15 protein-coding genes are annotated in these 16,532 nt (G+C 62.8%); all 15 read right to left on the reverse strand.

Going from position 1 to position 16,532, the window contains the following annotated elements; all coding sequences use genetic code 11:
* Window positions 1-16 precede the first annotated feature (16 nt).
* On the reverse strand, window positions 17-1,222 hold the full coding sequence (gene hflK / locus KAK11_RS06170; protein ID WP_210807313.1) for an FtsH protease activity modulator HflK: 1,206 nt from the start codon (window positions 1,220-1,222) through the stop codon (window positions 17-19).
* A gap of 136 nt (window positions 1,223-1,358) precedes the next feature.
* Window positions 1,359-2,573: a GTPase HflX gene (gene hflX, locus KAK11_RS06175; RefSeq protein ID WP_210807957.1), complete on the reverse strand. Its 1,215-nt coding sequence runs from the start codon at window positions 2,571-2,573 to the stop codon at window positions 1,359-1,361.
* Window positions 2,574-2,637: 64 nt separating this feature from the next.
* Window positions 2,638-2,880, reverse strand: a complete 243-nt coding sequence (gene hfq / locus KAK11_RS06180) for an RNA chaperone Hfq (protein ID WP_210807314.1) — start codon at window positions 2,878-2,880, stop codon at window positions 2,638-2,640.
* A gap of 87 nt (window positions 2,881-2,967) precedes the next feature.
* Window positions 2,968-4,299 (reverse strand): ribosome biogenesis GTPase Der, encoded by a 1,332-nt coding sequence (gene der / locus KAK11_RS06185; protein ID WP_210807317.1) that lies wholly within the window; start codon window positions 4,297-4,299, stop codon window positions 2,968-2,970.
* A 19-nt stretch (window positions 4,300-4,318) separates the two neighbouring features.
* Window positions 4,319-5,443 (reverse strand): outer membrane protein assembly factor BamB, encoded by a 1,125-nt coding sequence (bamB, locus tag KAK11_RS06190; RefSeq protein ID WP_210807319.1) that lies wholly within the window; start codon window positions 5,441-5,443, stop codon window positions 4,319-4,321.
* Complete coding sequence (locus KAK11_RS06195; RefSeq protein ID WP_210807321.1) at window positions 5,440-6,105, reverse strand: YfgM family protein; 666 nt, start codon at window positions 6,103-6,105, stop codon at window positions 5,440-5,442. Before KAK11_RS06195 ends, bamB begins: the two co-directional genes overlap by 4 nt.
* A 72-nt stretch (window positions 6,106-6,177) precedes the next feature.
* Window positions 6,178-7,497: a histidine--tRNA ligase gene (hisS, locus tag KAK11_RS06200; RefSeq protein ID WP_210807323.1), complete on the reverse strand. Its 1,320-nt coding sequence runs from the start codon at window positions 7,495-7,497 to the stop codon at window positions 6,178-6,180.
* A 49-nt stretch (window positions 7,498-7,546) separates the two neighbouring features.
* Window positions 7,547-8,827, reverse strand: coding sequence for a flavodoxin-dependent (E)-4-hydroxy-3-methylbut-2-enyl-diphosphate synthase (gene ispG / locus KAK11_RS06205; RefSeq protein ID WP_210807325.1), 1,281 nt, complete (start codon window positions 8,825-8,827; stop codon window positions 7,547-7,549).
* A gap of 8 nt (window positions 8,828-8,835) precedes the next feature.
* The gene (locus KAK11_RS06210) at window positions 8,836-9,774 is read right to left on the reverse strand and encodes a helix-turn-helix domain-containing protein (RefSeq protein ID WP_210807328.1); all 939 of its coding nucleotides are present in this window, start codon (window positions 9,772-9,774) and stop codon (window positions 8,836-8,838) included.
* Window positions 9,767-10,606 (reverse strand): type IV pilus biogenesis/stability protein PilW, encoded by an 840-nt coding sequence (gene pilW, locus KAK11_RS06215; RefSeq protein WP_210807330.1) that lies wholly within the window; start codon window positions 10,604-10,606, stop codon window positions 9,767-9,769. Before pilW ends, KAK11_RS06210 begins: the two co-directional genes overlap by 8 nt.
* Before the next feature lie 26 nt (window positions 10,607-10,632).
* Window positions 10,633-11,787: a dual-specificity RNA methyltransferase RlmN gene (gene rlmN, locus KAK11_RS06220; protein ID WP_210807959.1), complete on the reverse strand. Its 1,155-nt coding sequence runs from the start codon at window positions 11,785-11,787 to the stop codon at window positions 10,633-10,635.
* A 36-nt stretch (window positions 11,788-11,823) separates the two neighbouring features.
* Complete coding sequence (gene ndk, locus KAK11_RS06225; RefSeq protein ID WP_210807332.1) at window positions 11,824-12,249, reverse strand: nucleoside-diphosphate kinase; 426 nt, start codon at window positions 12,247-12,249, stop codon at window positions 11,824-11,826.
* Between the two features lie 149 nt (window positions 12,250-12,398).
* Window positions 12,399-14,450 carry a pseudouridine synthase gene (locus KAK11_RS06230; protein ID WP_210807334.1) on the reverse strand — a complete coding sequence of 684 codons (2,052 nt, stop codon included), beginning with the start codon at window positions 14,448-14,450 and terminating at the stop codon, window positions 12,399-12,401.
* Window positions 14,440-15,243, reverse strand: coding sequence for an SMC-Scp complex subunit ScpB (gene scpB / locus KAK11_RS06235; protein WP_210807336.1), 804 nt, complete (start codon window positions 15,241-15,243; stop codon window positions 14,440-14,442). The genes KAK11_RS06230 and scpB overlap by 11 nt, the downstream gene beginning before the upstream one ends.
* Before the next feature lie 292 nt (window positions 15,244-15,535).
* A complete protein-coding gene (locus KAK11_RS06240) occupies window positions 15,536-16,504 on the reverse strand; it encodes an RluA family pseudouridine synthase (RefSeq protein ID WP_210807338.1) in 969 nt (322 codons plus the stop codon).
* Window positions 16,505-16,532: the final 28 nt, after the last annotated feature.

The raw sequence follows: 16,532 nt of genomic DNA on the forward strand, positions 1-16,532 counted from the left end.
TGTGCAACAGGGGGGATCAGCGGCTATCGCGGTCGCGACTGCGGAGGCCTTCGCGACCTTCACGGGCGCGCGGGTCCGCCGCTGCGGGCTCTGCGGAGGCTGCTGGCGCGGCAACAGGTGCCGTGGGCGCCGTGGGAGCGGAGGCACCGCCTACGCTGCCCTGCCCGGCTTGCTGCATGATCTTGTCCAGAGGCAGATACAAGAGATTGGAACCACTGCGGCTGTCCACCATGACCTTGGTGACGTTGTTGTAGATCTCACGCATGGTGTCGATGTAGAGGCGGTCGCGCATCACACCGGGCGCCTTTTGGTATTCGGCATACACGGACAAGAAGCGCTGCGCATCGCCCTCTGCACGGGCCACCACGCGAGACTTGTAGCCCTGCGCCTCCTCGGCCAAGCGTGCCGCTGTACCTTGCGCTTTAGGTATCACATCGCTGGCGTACGCCTGGCCTTCGTTCTTGTAGCGGTCTCGATCAGCGCCGGCCTTGAAGGCATCGTCAAACGCCGCCTGAACCTGCTCAGGCACTTCCACATTCTTCAGATTGACGTTCTTGATGGTCACACCCGCATTCAGCTTGTCGAGCTGCGCCTGGATCGACTTGACCAAGTCAGCTGCAATGGCATCCCGGCGCTCGTAGAGCACGGAGTCCACTTTGCTGCGACCCACAATCTCACGCACCGCAGACTCACTGGCCTGTGACACGGCGTCGTCGGTGCCCCGGTTTTCAAACAAAAAGGCCCGTGCGTCCTTCAGGGTGTATTGGACAGTGAAGCGGATATCGACGATGTTCTCGTCCTGGGTCAGCATGGACGAATCCCGCAGCCCCGTCGAGGCCGCCACGGACTGCCGACCCACATCCACCGAGCGCAACTGGGTGACTTTGACCGTCTCGTGCTGCTGAATGGGATAGGGCAAGCGCCACTGCAAGCCCGCATCGACCGTGCGGCTGTAACTGCCAAAGGTCGTGATGACCGACTGCTCGCCTTCTTGCACGATGAACACGCCACTGCCGGCCCAGATCAGGGCCACGACACCGGCGATGAGGCCGACACCGACCCCTGCGCTCTTCATATCAGGCTCGAAATTGGGGCTGCCGCCACCCGGAGGTTGGCTGCCACCACCGCCGCCGCCACCGAAGATGCCACCGAGCTTGCGCCGGAAGTCGCGCCAGAGTTCATCCAAGTCCGGAGGCCCGTCTTGACGGCCATTGTTCAGCATCCGCCACCCTGCACGGCTGCCTCGCTGGAAAGCACGGGTCAAGGCTTGAGACAAAGCACGCAGGCGTGCCGTCCCGGGGGTGGTTGTCGAGGAATCGCGCATAGGTGATGCCGATGGTCTTTTGAAAAAGGGTTGATCAGGCCGGATCTGCAGGGGCCGAGGGGTCAAACTCTACCGCGCTGCCATCAGGCAAGATGGTGACAGTGTCTTGTGAATTCAAGTCTGCCGAACGCGCAACATGCTCAGAAATCAGCTGACGCAAAACGTCCAGTCCGAGGCCATCACGGGCGCTGACAAAGACCCGCGTCACCCGGCCCGCTGCACCGCGGTCTACTTCGTCCACCGCTTGGCGAGGCCGCTGGGTCTCATCGAGTTGGTCGACCTTGTTGCAAACCCAGAGTTGCGGAATATCTTGAGCACCAATTTCAGCCAGCACGCGATCGACTTCCTCGCACTGCTCTTGCAAGTTGGGACTCGACGCGTCCATGACATGCAGGAGTAAGTCTGCATCACAGGCCTCTTGCAAGGTGGCTTGAAAGGCCTCAACCAACTTGTGCGGCAAGTCGCGAATGAAGCCGACCGTGTCAGACAGCGACACCGAACGCCCCACTTCGCCCAGATAAAGCGAACGGGTGGTGGTGTCTAGGGTCGCGAAAAGCTGGTCAGCCGCATAAGCCTTGGCCTTGACCAGGGTGTTGAACAAGGTGGATTTGCCGGCATTGGTATAGCCGACGATAGACACCCGGAAAGTGCCACTGCGTTCGCGGGCACGTCGCTGGGTGTTGCGCTGCCGCTTGACCTTGTGCAGACGCTCTTTGACGGACTTGATGCGGTCGCCGATCATGCGCCGGTCCAGCTCAATCTGAGCCTCGCCCGGGCCGCCACGATGGCCCACACCACCGCGCTGGCGCTCCAAGTGGCTCCAGCGCCTGACCAAACGCGTTGAAAGGTACTGGAGCCGCGCCAGTTCGACCTGCAGCTTACCTTCATGGCTTTGTGCCCGCGCCGCGAAGATCTCCAGGATCAATGCAGTGCGGTCCGCCACGGGCACGCCGAGGTGGCGCTCCAAGTTACGCTGCTGCGCTGGGCTCAGGGCCTGATCGAAGATCACACCATGGGCGCCATGCGCCTGGACCAAAAACTTGATCTCGTCTGCCTTGCCCGAGCCCACAAAGAGCGCAGGATCGGGCGACTTGCGTTTAGCGGTAATGCGTGCGACGGCCACATCGCCTGCCGACTCAGCCAACAAGGCCAATTCATCAAGGCTGGGGTCGAAAGACGAACCCGGGCCGAAATCGACACCGACCAACACCGCTTTCGCGGTGTCGGCATCGGACGTCGTGGCCTGCATGGAGGAGGCACTCAAGATGCAGCAGGCCTCTTCAGCCCGGTCCGTACGAGAGAGCGGGGGGCGCTCAGGGGGCGTCGCCTGGTTCAGCGGTGTGGAAGCTCACGGCACGGCCGGGCACCACGGTAGAGATGGCGTGCTTGTACACCATTTGGGTCACGGTGTTGCGCAGCAGGACGACGTATTGGTCGAAAGACTCGATGTGCCCTTGAAGCTTGATGCCGTTGACGAGGTAAATCGACACCGGGACATGCTCCTTGCGCAGCAGGTTGAGGAACGGGTCTTGCAGGAGTTGTCCTTTGTTGCTCACGATATGCTCCGTGTTGGAAGAGAGTGTGAAAATCTCACGTTAACACAGGCCGCTCGGTTTCAAGCGACCAAGGTCATCGATAAAGGGTCAACCATCCACAAATGGGTTGTGCGAGCTCTTGAACTCGATGCGTAACGGCGTGCCCACCAGCTTGAAATGCTCGCGAAAGCGACCTTCCAGGTAGCGCTTGTAGGTGTCCGCCACGTGCTCCAGCGAGTTACCGTGGATGACGATGATGGGCGGGTTCATGCCCCCTTGGTGGGCATAGCGCATTTTGGGCCGGAAGGCCCCTGAGCGCTTAGGTGCCAAGTGTTGCACGGCCTCCAGCAGCAGACGAGTCAACACCGGGGTCGGCATTTTGCGGCTGGCCGAGGCATGGGCATCAATGATGGCTTGCCACAGCGGCCCCAAACCCTGGCGTTTGAGCGCAGAGATATGCACGATGGGCGCGAACTTGAGGAAGGCCAAGCGCTGCTCGATGGAACGCTCCAGCATCTGACGCTGATAGCTGTCGATGGCGTCCCACTTGTTGATGGCAATCACCACGGCGCGGCCGGAGTCGAGCACATAGCCCGCAATGTGAGCATCTTGGTCACTGACACCTTGGGTGGCATCGACCATCAAGACCACGACATTGGCATCCGCAATGGCTTGAAGTGTCTTGACGACCGAGAACTTCTCGATCGCCTCAAAGACTTTGCCTTTGCGGCGCAAGCCCGCAGTGTCGATCAACTCGAAGCGTTGGCCATTGCGCTCCAAAGGCACTTTGATCGCGTCGCGCGTGGTGCCCGGCATGTCAAAAGCGATCAAGCGCTCTTCACCCAGCCAAGTGTTGATCAGGGTGGACTTGCCCACATTGGGCCGGCCTGCGACCGCCAAACGGATGGGTGCGTCGGGGTCCACACCGCCGTCGTCTTCGTCGTCTTCAGGGAAGTCCGCCAGGGCCGCTTCCAGGAGGCTGCGAATGCCTTGCCCGTGCGCGGCCGAGATGGGATGAGGCTCACCCATACCCAACTCGTGAAACTCCGCCAGCAAAGGCGAGTCCACCATGCCTTCGGCCTTGTTGACGGTCAGCAGCACACGCTTATTGGCCTGCCGCAGATAACGCGCAATGTCTTGATCTTGACCCGACAAGCCGGTTCGGACATCCGTCACAAAGATCACTACATCGGCCTCAGCCACCGCTTGCCGGGTCTGCTTGGCCATCTCCTTGACGATGCCGGTGGTGCTGTCCGGCTCAAAGCCACCCGTGTCCACCACGATGAACTCGCGCTGCCCCAAGCGGCCGTCTCCATAGTGACGGTCACGTGTCAAACCCGCATAGTCCGCGACGATGGCGTCGCGGCTCTTGGTCATACGGTTAAAAAGGGTGGACTTGCCCACATTGGGGCGTCCGACCAGCGCGATGACGGGTTTCAAGCGAGATCAACCAGGTTATTCATTCCGGACGGAAGGCGTAAATGCCTCCGTTGCGAGTCACGGCCATCAGCGTGTTATCCCAGAGTGCCGGCGCGGCCACAATGGGTGAGCCGTCGGTGGGCAGGCGCAGCACCATCTCGCCGCTATCGCGGGCCAAGAAATGCATCCAGCCCTCGCTATCCCCGAAGACCACAGTCTTGCCCATGGCTGCGGGCGCAGACAGGCCGCGATGCAGCAAGGCCTCATTCGTCCACGCGGCTTCCCCACCCGAACGCTTGCGGGCCGTGATGCGGTCGCTGCCATCGGCACTGAAGACGAAGTCGGCGTCGCCCGCCACGGCCGCAATGCCACCGCCGTTTTGGTTCCAGCGCAGAGCGCCGCGCTCGGCGTCTACACAGCCGACAGCCGCCTGGAAGGCACGCACGCAAAAATTGCTCCCCTCCCTTGCAGCCGGGCCGACCAAATCGGCCAAACGCTCCACTTCGTTGGTACCGCGAGGAGTTGTCACGGCCACCTCCCAGCGGACTGAACCCTTCAGCGGATCCACACCCAGCAGACGCGGCCCCTGCCCTACCAGCAACGTGTCGCGGTAGGCGGTGAGCACGCTGGCTTGCGACAAGGTCAGGGAGTCGCCCGGGCGCTTCAGCACCCAGAGGCGCCGACCGTCCAGGGCATCAAAGGCGTGCACCACACGGTCCACACCCACGACAAACACGCGCTCGCCCGCCACCAAGGGCGGGGTGGCGACGCGTGCGGGCACGCTGGCCCGCCACAGCACATTGCCCCCCTCCATCACCACGACTTCGTTGTCGCGGGTGACGACGGCGGCAAATCGACCGTCACTGCCCACACCGGCCGAGAGGCGAGCGCCGGCATTACCCTGCCACACCAGGGCGCCTGTTTGAGCATCGAGGGCCATCACCGTGCCGTCATTGCCGGCCACGTGGGCTCGGCCCGCACGCACGCTGATGCCCAGGGGGAAGTCGACCCCATTGACCTTGGCGGACCACACTTGGCGACCCGCGATCTTGGGGCTCAACTCCACCAGCGGCGTCGGCTTGGGTTTGTCGCTGCCAGCACACCCTGCCAAGACAGCGAGCGCGAGCCCACCCAGCAGTACAGCGGACCGTCGTGCAATCGTCATGGTTTGGCTCCTGAAGCCGCCGCCGCAGGGGCAGCGCCGGCAGAGGTCAACTTGGCTTCCACAATGCGGCGGTACTCCGCAGTCTCATCCAGTTTGTCCCAGGCCGCGCGCCAGGCCGTGACGGCCTCTGCGGTCTTGCCTTGGGCCTTGAGCACATCGCCGCGACGGTCTTGGCTCAAGGCTTCGAATTCAGGGGACTTGACGCCATCCAACTGCTTCAGGGCCTCGTCATAGGCTTTTTTATCCAGATGGACGGAGGCCAAGTGCAGGCGGGCGAGTGCGGCATGCTCCTCATTGCCCTTGTCGGCCACCCAGCTCAAAGAGGTCACAGCAGCATCGACCTGACCTTTTTCGAACTGTGTGCGCGCCGTCAGCAAGCCCGCTTGCTGGGTCACCAGCGCACCGGCATAGCGCTCTTTCATGTCGGCAAACACTTTGGCGGCCTTATCAGGCTCGCCGGCTTGAACCGCGCGATCCAACTCGTCAAACATCAGCGCCGCTTTGGCGCCTTGCTGTCCTTGCCACCAATTCCAGCCATTCCAGGCCGCAAACCCGGCCAACACCAGGGTCAAGGTCCAGGTGATGAGGTTGCCCCACTGGTTCCAGAACGCCTTGAGTTCGTCCAGCTGTTCTTGTTCCTGCAGATCGAGATTCGTTGCCATGCGTACGGGGCTCGCGTTTGTGCGAGTGGGTTGATGTCTGACCCCACACGCGCGTGTGGGACAAAGCCGGGATTATGCGTCCCCGCCAGCCTGCTTCAGCGCACCCGACCATGCCGAGACCTGGTCTAAGGGCTGTAAAGTTTGTGGGACAGCAGCGTCCCGCAGCGATTTGACCGCCACCTGCCCCGCCGCCAATTCGTCCGCACCAAATACCAATGCATATCGCGCGCCGCTGGCATCAGCCTTTTTGAACTGCGACTTCATGCTGCTTTGGCCAGGATGCATCAGCACGCAAACCCCTGCAGCTCGCAGTTGTTCCAGGGCTGCCATCACGCGTGGCAGGCTCGAGGCATCGGGCACGACGGCATAGGCATCGGGCACGGGCGCGGCTGGGGCCACGCCGACCTCCTCCAGCAAGAGCAACATGCGCTCAATGCCCATTCCAAAGCCAACGGCTGGGGTGGGCTTGCCACCCAGTTGCTCAATCAGTCCGTCATAGCGGCCACCACCGCACACGGTGCCTTGGGACCCCAGCCGCTCCGTGACCCACTCAAACACCGTGAGGTTGTAATAGTCCAAACCCCGAACCAAACGCGGGTTGATGGTGTAGGCCACACCCGCTGCTTCGAGGATCGCCCGCACCCCGTTGAAGTGGGCCTGCGAGGCCTCCCCCAAAAAGTCCAGCAGCTTAGGCGCGCCGTTGGCCATCTCTTGCAGAGCCGGGTTCTTGGTGTCCAACACACGCAAGGGGTTCGTATACATGCGGCGCTGGCTGTCTTCGTCCAGCACGTCTTTGTGCTGCTCTAAGTAGGCCACCAACGCTGCGCGGTGCGCTTGTCGCTCGGCCGGGGAACCCAAGCAGTTCAGCTCTAGGCGCACATGTTCGCCGGCCACCAAACCCAGCTCCTTCAGAAGGCGGCTGCCCAGCAGAATGACTTCGGCGTCGACATCTGGGCCCTGAAAGCCGAGCGCCTCGATGCCCATTTGATGGAACTGGCGGTAGCGCCCTTTTTGCGGCTTCTCGCGACGAAACATCGGCCCAAAGTAGTAGAGGCGGCGCCCGCCGTCGCGCAAAAAGCTGTGCTCGATCATCGCGCGCACCACGCCAGCCGTCATCTCCGGACGCAGCGCCAAGTGCTCGGCTTGGCCATGCTTGTCGGCGCGGTCCTCAAAGGCATACATCTCCTTTTCGACGATGTCCGTGACCTCGCCAATACCCCGCACAAACAAGGCTGTCGGCTCCACGATGGGCGTGCGGACGTTCTGGTAGCCGTAGCGTTGCAGAACACTGCGCATCTTGGCCTCCAGCCACTCCCAGCGCGCGGCTTCGGGCGGAAGAATGTCGTTCATGCCCTTCACAGCCTGAAGGGCTTGTTTCTTTGTCTCTGTCATGGTGCTGCTGGGTGGACCCATCGACAGTCGATGGGCCGAAATTCAAAGCTCAGGCATTGCCGCCGTAGCGCTTTTCGATATAGGTTTCAACCAGGGCGTGAAACTCGGCGGCAATGTTGTCGCCGCGCAGCGTGACTGCCTTGGCACCGTCAATGAAGACGGGGGCAGCGGGCGCTTCGCCGGTGCCCGGCAGGCTGATGCCAATGTCGGCGTGCTTGCTCTCACCGGGGCCGTTGACGATGCAGCCCATCACGGCCACTTTCATCTGCTCAACGCCCGGGTACTTGCCCCGCCACACCGGCATCTGTGCCCTCAAGAAGTCGTCAATTTGCTTGGCCAACTCTTGGAAGGTGGTGCTGGTGGTTCTGCCGCAACCCGGGCAAGCCGTGACACTGGGATTGAAGCTGCGCAGCCCCAAGGACTGCAGGATCTCCAGGGCCACGACGACCTCTTGGGTTCTGGCCTCACCCGGCTGCGGCGTGAGCGAGACGCGGATGGTGTCGCCAATGCCTTGTTGCAGCAACACCGCCAATGCCGTGGCAGAGGCCACCGTGCCTTTGGTGCCCATGCCAGCCTCGGTCAGGCCCAGGTGCAGTGGGTAGTTGCAGCGCGCAGCCAAGCCCTGATAGACCGAAATCAGGTCCTGCACACCGCTGACCTTGCAACTGATGATGATCTGCTGCGCGGCCAGGCCCAAAGACTGCGCATCTGCGGCTGACTGCAGCGCAGATTCAATCAGCGCTTGGTACATGACCGGCTTGGCATCCCAAGGCACAGCGCGCCGCGAATTGGCGTCCATCATCGCGGCCAAGAGTTCTTGGTCCAAGCTGCCCCAATTGACGCCAATGCGCACGGCTTTGTCGTATCGGCAAGCCGCTTCGATCATCTGAGCAAACTGCTTGTCGCCCTTATCGCCTTTACCGACATTGCCGGGGTTGATGCGGTACTTGGAGAGCGCCTCAGCGCAGGCGGGATGCTCGGTCAACAATCGGTGGCCGTTGTAGTGGAAGTCCCCCACCAGCGGCACGTCAATGCCCATTTTGTCGAGCTGATCACGGATGTGCGGCACCGCGGCCGCAGCCTCGGGCGTATTGACGGTGATGCGCACCATCTCGGAGCCGGCAATCGCCAGCTCCTTGACCTGGATGGCGGTCTCAATGACGTCGACGGTGTCGGTGTTGGTCATGGACTGCACCCGAACGGGTGCATCGCCGCCCACAGTCACCAAACGGCTGCCCCAACGCACCTGAGCCTGCAGGCTGCGCCGCGCTGCTGGAGCTGCAGGCGTGATCGGCTCGTCGTTGGCGGTGAAAAAGCTGGCGTCAGTCATAGGTCGATTCACTTCAGTTCGAGGCGGGCCACGTTGTCACGGGTCACGGGGCCGAGGTCAACGGCCTGGCCACGCACCGACAAGGTGGTGCCCGCTGCGTTGCCGATCTTGACACGCATGGGGAAAACCCCTTCAAGCCCCGCGATTTCACCGGCCTGCAGTTGGCGAGAGAACACGACTTTGCCTTGGGAATCCCGAACCTCCACCCAACTCGCTTCAGTGGCCGCGATCTGAATGGTCACACTGCTGCCTTGGGGCAGCGACGCCAGCACTGGGCCTGAGGCTGCTCCAGGGGCTTGCGGTGCCGAAGTGATGCCAGAAGCGACTGCCTGCGGAACATAGGGCGTCAGGACCGCAGCAGAAGCTGCCGGCGCCGACGCCACGGCCGACTGCGGCACAGCAAGCGTTGGCTCGGCAGCCGGCGCGTTCACCGCAGAAGCTGCAGGCTCGGCAGTGGCCAGCCCTGCTGATGCCGCCTGGCCCACGGCTGCAGTGGCCGAGGCCCGCAAGCTGTTGAGCCCAAACCCGGGAGGCGCCCAAAACAGCACCAAGGCACCCAGCACCAATGCCGCACCCAGGAGCAGGATCCAGCGATTGTCCGAGACCCACTGCGCCAGAATGCGATTGCCCCCGCGCTCCTTGAAAGGCGCATTCAGGCCACCGGAGACCTGTTCCAGGGTGCTGGATTCATGACGGGGCAGGCGCGCCAACACGGGGGCCGGGTCCATTTTGAGCACGCGGCAGGCGGCCTGGGCCAGCGCACGCACGAAGGTCGGCCCTTGCAACTCCTCCAGCTGGTCATTCTCCAGAGCCTCTAACTTACGAGGTGCAATCTTCAGTTGGGCCGCGAGGCTGACCAACTGGATTCCCTGGGCCTGCCGAGCCGCCCGGATCATGCTGCCGGCAGAGGTCTGGGGCTCGGTGTCCCGTGGCGCTTGCTCACTCATCGATACGGCCCTTTGCGAGCAGCTTAGCTTCTGGAGAATCAGCCCAACGCTGGCGAATTTGGTCTCCCAAGGCCTGCACCTGCGCGGTCTGGCCCAGACGGTTCTCAATGCGCAAGGCCAGCCACAGGGTTTGAGCGTTCGCTAGGTTGTCTTGAGCATTGACACGGCGAATGTAGAAGCGTGCGCGCTCGTAGTCCCCACGTTTGTAGAGCACTTCGGAGAGGTTGACGGCCACCGCTGGATTGGCTGGGTCCAATTCATAGGCCTGCCCCAGCGTGCGCTCTGCCAAATCGAGCCGGCCGGCGCGAGCCTGGCAAACGCCTTGGGCCATCATGGTCCGAAGGGACTCACGATAAGTGGGTAGTGCGAGCGCCGCCTTGAACTGCACCTCAGACTCTGCAAATCGACGCTGCTGGCAGAGAAACCAGCCGAAGTTGTGCATGGCATCGGCGTCGCGGGCGTTCAACTGCAAGGCCTGTTTGAAACTTTGCTCAGCCAGCGCCGCTTCATCCATGCTGGCGTAGATCAGACCGCGCAGGTTATAGGCCTCGCCCAGATTCGGGTCGGTGGTCAGTGCCAGCTTGACTTCGTCCAAGGCCGTCGCGTTCTGGCCTCGGCCAAAGTAGGCGGCAGCCAACTCCAAGCGGACACGGGCGCGGCGCTCCAATTCGTTCTGGCTGGCATTGGCTCGCGATTCGCGTTGCTCGCGGGTGGGGCCCCCCACACAGCCGGCCAGCAAGGCGGCCAAACCCAGCGCCATCAGCGCCCTGCCCCAAAAGGATGGAGTGAAGGAGACCGAGAAAGCCGAAGCAGCGAAGCGAGAGGTCGTCATGCGATCCACTTTCAAGTGCGGGCGGGTCAATGCTCGTGAGGCCTGGGCACTGCCGCGCCCAAAGCCACCACAGGAATAGGGAGGCGCTTCATGCGCTCTGCCGCGCGGGTGCGGTCCTGCACCTCACCGGCCAACTGGCCACAGGCGGCATCAATATCATCGCCGCGCGTCTTGCGAACGGTGGTCACCACACCGGCATCTTGCAAGACCTTGGCAAAGGCGGTGACGCTGTCTTTGGGCGAGCAGGTCAGGCCTGACGCAGGGAACGGATTGAAGGGAATCAGGTTGAGCTTGCAAGGCACGCGAGGCCCACGGCGCCCATCAATCAGCGCCAGCAACTCGCGAGCTTGTACAAGGCTGTCATTGACACCGTCGAGCATGCAGTACTCGAAGGTGATGAAGTCGCGTGGCGCCGCGTCCAAATAACGCAGGCACGCTGCCATCAACTCTTCCAGTGGGTACTTGCGATTCAGCGGTACCAGCTCGTTGCGAAGTGGGTCCGTCGGCGCATGCAGCGACACGGCCAGCGCCACCGGGCAATCCACGCGTAGCCTGTCCATCATGGGCACCACGCCGGAGGTCGACACCGTCACTCGGCGGCGCGAGAGCCCGTAACCGTGATCGTCGAGCATGGTGCGCAAAGCGGGCACCAAGGCGTCGTAATTCTGCAGGGGCTCGCCCATGCCCATCATCACCACATTGGTGATCACACGCTCTCCGGCCGGCGTCTTCAGGCGCAGCCGCAACACGTGTTCAGCTTGCCACAGCTGGGCGAGGATCTCACCCGTGGTGAGGTTGCGCGAAAAGCCTTGATGGCCGGTCGAGCAGAAGCGGCAGCCGACGGCACACCCAGCCTGTGAGGAGACACACAAGGTCCCTCGGTCGTCTTCGGGGATGAAGACCGTCTCGACCGCATTGCCGGCGCCCACATCAAACAACCATTTGATGGTGCCGTCAGCAGAAACATGTTCAGAAACCACCGGCAGCGGCCGGATCTCGGCCAGCCCGGTGAGTTTGTCGCGCAGGGACTTGGCGAGATCAGTCATCGCCGAGAAGTCCGCGGCGCCTCTTTGGTGGATCCAACGGAAGAGCTGGGTGGCGCGGAAACGCTTCTCCCCCAGCCCCTCGCAATACGCGGTCAGGCCATCCAGATCGAAATTGAGCAGATTGACTTTGCTCACGGAGCCTGACACGACGCGATCCACCTTAGGCTGTGATCAACGTGCGTAGACGTTCATGCCCGGGAAGAAGAAGGCGATTTCAACGGCAGCGGTTTCAGCGGCGTCAGAGCCGTGCACAGCGTTGGCGTCGATGCTGTCAGCGAAGTCCGCACGGATGGTGCCCTTCTCAGCCTTCTTCGGGTCGGTGGCACCCATCAGTTCGCGGTTCTTGGCGATGGCGTTTTCGCCTTCCAAGCACTGGATCATGACCGGGCCAGAGACCATGAAGTCCACCAAGTCCTTGAAGAAAGGACGGGCCTTGTGAACAGCGTAGAACTGCTCAGCCTCAGCGCGCGACAGGTGCACCAGCTTGGCAGCGGCGATCTTCAGGCCAGCGCCTTCAAAACGAGCATAGATTTGGCCGATGACGTTCTTGGCGACGGCATCGGGCTTGATGATGGAGAGGGTACGTTCGATGGCCATGATGTGATCCAGTTGGTAATGAAGTTCAGCACGCTGCGCCTGGCATGAAACACCCAGCGCAGAGGGACAAAGCCCTTGATTTTAGCCATGCGGTGTGCATTTAAGCCGCATAACCAGCGGTCAAAGTGGCTCTAGAGGCCACTTCAGCCTTACTTTCTGCGTCCGCCCCGGCCCTGCATCTTGCGGACAAAGGCATCTGCGCCGATGTAGCCCACCGAGGTTTGCATCGGGTCGGGTTGGCGAGGTGCGCCGCCGCCGCCCTTACCGCCCCCCCGAGAGCCTTGCGGACGCTGGCTCTGGACAAAGCGCTTGTCATAGGTTTGCTGCAGCGGGTTGGGGATGGGGCCGTTCTCGTAGTCCACATCGCGGCCGCCACTGCGTTGACCCTGCATGGCACGCTTGTCAAAGGTCTGCTGCAGCGGGTTGGGGATGCGAGAAGGATCGCCAGGCTCACGGAAGTCGCGCGGCAGCTCGTCCCCACCCCCCCCGCGACGGCGCTGAGGGTTCGGGCCACGGTCATTGGAACGTGGCGCCCCTTGGCCTTGCGGCGGCCGCGGCCCACGTTTGCCGGCGTCACGGCGTGGATCTTGACGCGAATCAGGACGACCGCCGTCGCGGGGTTCGCGACGGCCATCTTGCCTAGCGTCTTGCCGGCCTTCTTGGCGCGGCGCACCCCGATCGCCTCGGTCATTTCGATCGCCCCGATCGCGGCGGTTGTCGTCGCGGTCATGGCGAGGCTGTGGCTGGCCAGAGCCGGTCATGGTGCGGAGTGCCTTGACGTCGTTTTCGCTCAAATCAGCCCACACGCCGCGCTTGAGACCACGGGGCAAGACCACACAGCCATAGCGCACCCGGATGAGGCGGCTGACCGCCAAGCCCACCGTCTCAAAGAGCTTGCGCACTTCACGGTTGCGACCTTCGGTGATGACGACGCGGTACCACCGGTTCACCCCTTCGCCACCGCCATCTTCGATGGACTTGAAGCTGGCGACTTGGCCCTCAATGCTGACGCCATTGAGCAGCTTTTCTTTGGCCTCTTTTTCCAACGTGCCCAGCACGCGGACAGCGTACTCGCGCTCCACGCCAAAGCGCGGGTGCATCAGGCGGTTGGCCAGATCACCCGAGGTGGTGAAGAGCAGCAAGCCTTCGGTGTTGATATCCAAGCGGCCCACCGATTGCCATTTGCCTTGCGCCAAACGCGGCAACTTACGGAAGACGGTCGGGCGTTGCTGCGGGTCATCCAAAGTCACCACTTCACCCACAGGCTTGTGATACGCAATCACGCGGGCTGGAGGGGGGGCGATGCGGACTTTGACGGGCTTGTCATCCAAGGTGACACGGTCGCCAAAGGAGATGCGCATCCCAGTGTGGGCGACTTCGCCATTGACCTTGACGCGGTTGTCTTGGATGGCTTGTTCCATGTCGCGGCGCGACCCAATGCCGGACTGAGCCAGCACCTTGTGCAGCTTGGGTGCATCAGGGTCGGGCAGCAGCACGCGCTTATCGTCGCCAGCCGCCTCTTCGGCCACGGCCTCAGGAGCATCCGCTGATGCGCCGGGTGCAGCCGCGTCTGCGGGCTCACTCAATTCGGCCGACAGCTCCGCTTCGGTGTCAAACTCACCCGACAACAGGCTGGCGAACAACTCGCCGGTGTCGACCACCGGCAAAGCGGCCATGGGCGCCGACGCTGTGGCTTGACCCTCGCGCGCCTCGCGCTGCCCTTCCTCGAGGCCCCGGCCACCGCTGCCGCGACGACCACGGCGACGGTTACGGCTACGGGCGCCGCGCTCTTCATCGCCCTCGACGGGCGCGCGCTCTTCACGAGCCCCCTCTGCGCGCGCAGGGGCAGCACCCTCGCTCGCTTCGGCCTCAGAGGCCACTGAGCGCACTTCAACGGGGCCTGCTTCAGGCGCGGCCACCACGGCGGGGGCATCGGCCCCCTCTGGGGCCTCAGTTTCCGCAACCTTGGCAACGGGCTTGCGCACCCTGGGTTTCCGGGCTGGCTTGGCCGCCGCTTCATCGGCTGGCGCGGAGGGCTCGGATGCCGCAGCCGCGTCCACCACCGCCTCGGTGGCCTCTGGGGCTGGCTTACGGGTCCGGGTCCGCTTCTTGGGCGCCGCCGCAGCCTCACCAGAAACGGCCGTGTCGGCCGGGCGGTGGTCCTCAGCGGAGGCGTCGGTGTCGGGCAGATCAGTGTTCATGGTGAGATTCAGGAGGAAGAGGAGCGTCAGAGCTCGATGGCTCTGAGGGGGATTCGTGGGATTCGGAGGGCGTCTGGGCCACGGCTTCCTCAGAGGCCAAAGCCTCTGGGGCTGGCTGCGCCGCGCCTTCTTGGGGGGCGTCGGGCGGGTCTGACGGTGCTGAAACATCGACTGAGTCAGGGTCCAGGGCTTCAGCCGATGGCGCTTCCAGCGCCAGCTCAGACTGGTCTTCCAAGAGTTCGCCTTGCTCGCTGGCCAAACTGGCCAACACGGCAGCGGAAGGGCCACTGTCCAGCAAGGGCAGACGATCCAGGCTCGGAATGCCTAAGTCATCGAGGAATTGGCGCGTCGTGGCGTAGAGCCCAGGGCGCCCAGGCGCATCACGGTGCCCGATGCACTCGATCCAGTTGCGGTCTTCGAGTTGCTTGATGATTTGCGAGGAGACCACCACACCGCGGATATCTTCGATATCACCCCGGGTCACGGGCTGACGGTAGGCAATGATGGCCAGAGTTTCCAACACAGCACGGGAATACTTGGGCGGCTTTTCAGGGTGCAGCCGGTCCAGGTATTCGCGCATTTCAGGGCGGCTTTGAAAGCGCCAGCCGGAGGCCACGCTGACCAATTCCACGCCTTTACCGTCCCATTCCTGCGCCAATTCATCCAGCAGGGTTCGCAAGGTATCGGGGCCTAATTGCTCCGCGAACAGCACGCGCAGCTCGCGCAGCGGCATGGGCTGTGTGGCGCAGATGAGCGCCGTCTCTAGAACGCGCTTGGCATCCTGTGTATTCATCCGGTCTGTGTCTCTGAGCGGCACCACGGGGCCGCAACAACTCGGGGTAGGCCTTCAAGCTCTGGGGCAAAGCGCAAGGGCTTTTGCATGACGCCAGAAAACTCGCTGGGGCATTTCACTTCGGGGCCGACCTGCCATCACACCGTTCTTGGCGCCGCATTCGGCAGCCCGTCAGGTTCTTGGAGGTTGCAACGCTGTTACCAGCGCGGCCGTCGGGCATGGACTCTTGCCATTCGCCATCAAGTACCCGGCTATTGTAGCCACAGCCCGGGCTCTCGCCGCACTGATTTCGTTAATCTGGCACCACACTGGCCCAAGCCTGCGCTAAATCTTGAGGTGCAGGGGTGGTGAAGCTGAGTGACTCAGCGCTCAAGGGGTGAACGAAGGCCAACTCAGCCGCATGCAGCGCTTGGCGCCTCATCCCCAGCGCGGGGAGCCCGCCGTAAACCGCGTCGGCCACCAAAGGATGACCTCGGTGCTGCAAATGCACCCGAATTTGATGCGTGCGCCCTGTGTGCAACTTGCACCAGATCGCTGAAACACCGTCGCGGTAAGCCAGGGGGCGTACATCTGTGCGGGCCTCTTTGCCGCTGGGTACCACCGCCATCCGCACGCGCACCTGGGGGTCACGGCCGATGGGCGCCTCTACCGTAAAGGGCTGGGCACCGACATCCCCCTGCACCAAAGCCATGTATTGGCGGTGAACATCCCGCGCGGCCAAAGCACGGACCAGGGCGGTCATGGCTTCCAAGCTGCGGGCCACCACCATCAGGCCCGAAGTGTCTTTGTCCAGTCGGTGCACGATGCCGGCCCGAGGCAGGCGCGCAGCCCCCGGGTCTCGCGCCAACAAACCGTTGAGCAAGGTGCCCGACCAGTTGCCGGCCGCTGGGTGAACCACCAAACCCGCAGGCTTGTTGACCACTAAAAGGTGCTCATCTTCATACACGACATTCAGGTCCATGGCCTGCGGCGTGAAGGCCTGGCTTTCAGCCGGCTGCACCAGATCCACCTGGACCCGCTGGCCTGCTTTGAGCTTGCGCGAGGTCTGCTGCTGCACCACCTCATTCACCTGAACATGACCTGCTTGAATCAGATGCTGCAGATGACTGCGGGAAAACTCAGGCGCCAGTTGAGTCAGCAACTTGTCCAGGCGCAGGCCGTGCTCCTCCAGCCCCACCGATAGGATGCGGCGCTCAGGCGCGTCGAGCCCTTCTGTGTCATCGGGGGTAAAGCTGCTCACAAGCCCTGGGGGGGCACCCATATAATCATTCATCAAGTTTCAGTACAGC

Source organism: Ideonella paludis (assembly GCF_018069865.1).
GTDB classification, from domain to species: Bacteria; Pseudomonadota; Gammaproteobacteria; order Burkholderiales; family Burkholderiaceae_C; genus Ideonella; species Ideonella paludis.

Coding starts and splice junctions, on each gene's coding strand:
- hisS (WP_210807323.1), bottom strand. CDS start 7,497: ATGACAGAGACAAAGAAACAAGCCCTTCAGGCTGTGAAGGGCATGAAC.
- KAK11_RS06195 (WP_210807321.1), bottom strand. CDS start 6,105: ATGGCAACGAATCTCGATCTGCAGGAACAAGAACAGCTGGACGAACTC.
- hflK (WP_210807313.1), bottom strand. CDS start 1,222: ATGCTGAACAATGGCCGTCAAGACGGGCCTCCGGACTTGGATGAACTC.
- KAK11_RS06210 (WP_210807328.1), bottom strand. CDS start 9,774: ATGAGTGAGCAAGCGCCACGGGACACCGAGCCCCAGACCTCTGCCGGC.
- scpB (WP_210807336.1), bottom strand. CDS start 15,243: ATGAATACACAGGATGCCAAGCGCGTTCTAGAGACGGCGCTCATCTGC.
- ndk (WP_210807332.1), bottom strand. CDS start 12,249: ATGGCCATCGAACGTACCCTCTCCATCATCAAGCCCGATGCCGTCGCC.
- KAK11_RS06240 (WP_210807338.1), bottom strand. CDS start 16,504: ATGGGTGCCCCCCCAGGGCTTGTGAGCAGCTTTACCCCCGATGACACA.
- pilW (WP_210807330.1), bottom strand. CDS start 10,606: ATGACGACCTCTCGCTTCGCTGCTTCGGCTTTCTCGGTCTCCTTCACT.
- ispG (WP_210807325.1), bottom strand. CDS start 8,827: ATGACTGACGCCAGCTTTTTCACCGCCAACGACGAGCCGATCACGCCT.
- KAK11_RS06230 (WP_210807334.1), bottom strand. CDS start 14,450: ATGAACACTGATCTGCCCGACACCGACGCCTCCGCTGAGGACCACCGC.
- hflX (WP_210807957.1), bottom strand. CDS start 2,573: ATGCAGGCCACGACGTCCGATGCCGACACCGCGAAAGCGGTGTTGGTC.
- bamB (WP_210807319.1), bottom strand. CDS start 5,443: ATGACGATTGCACGACGGTCCGCTGTACTGCTGGGTGGGCTCGCGCTC.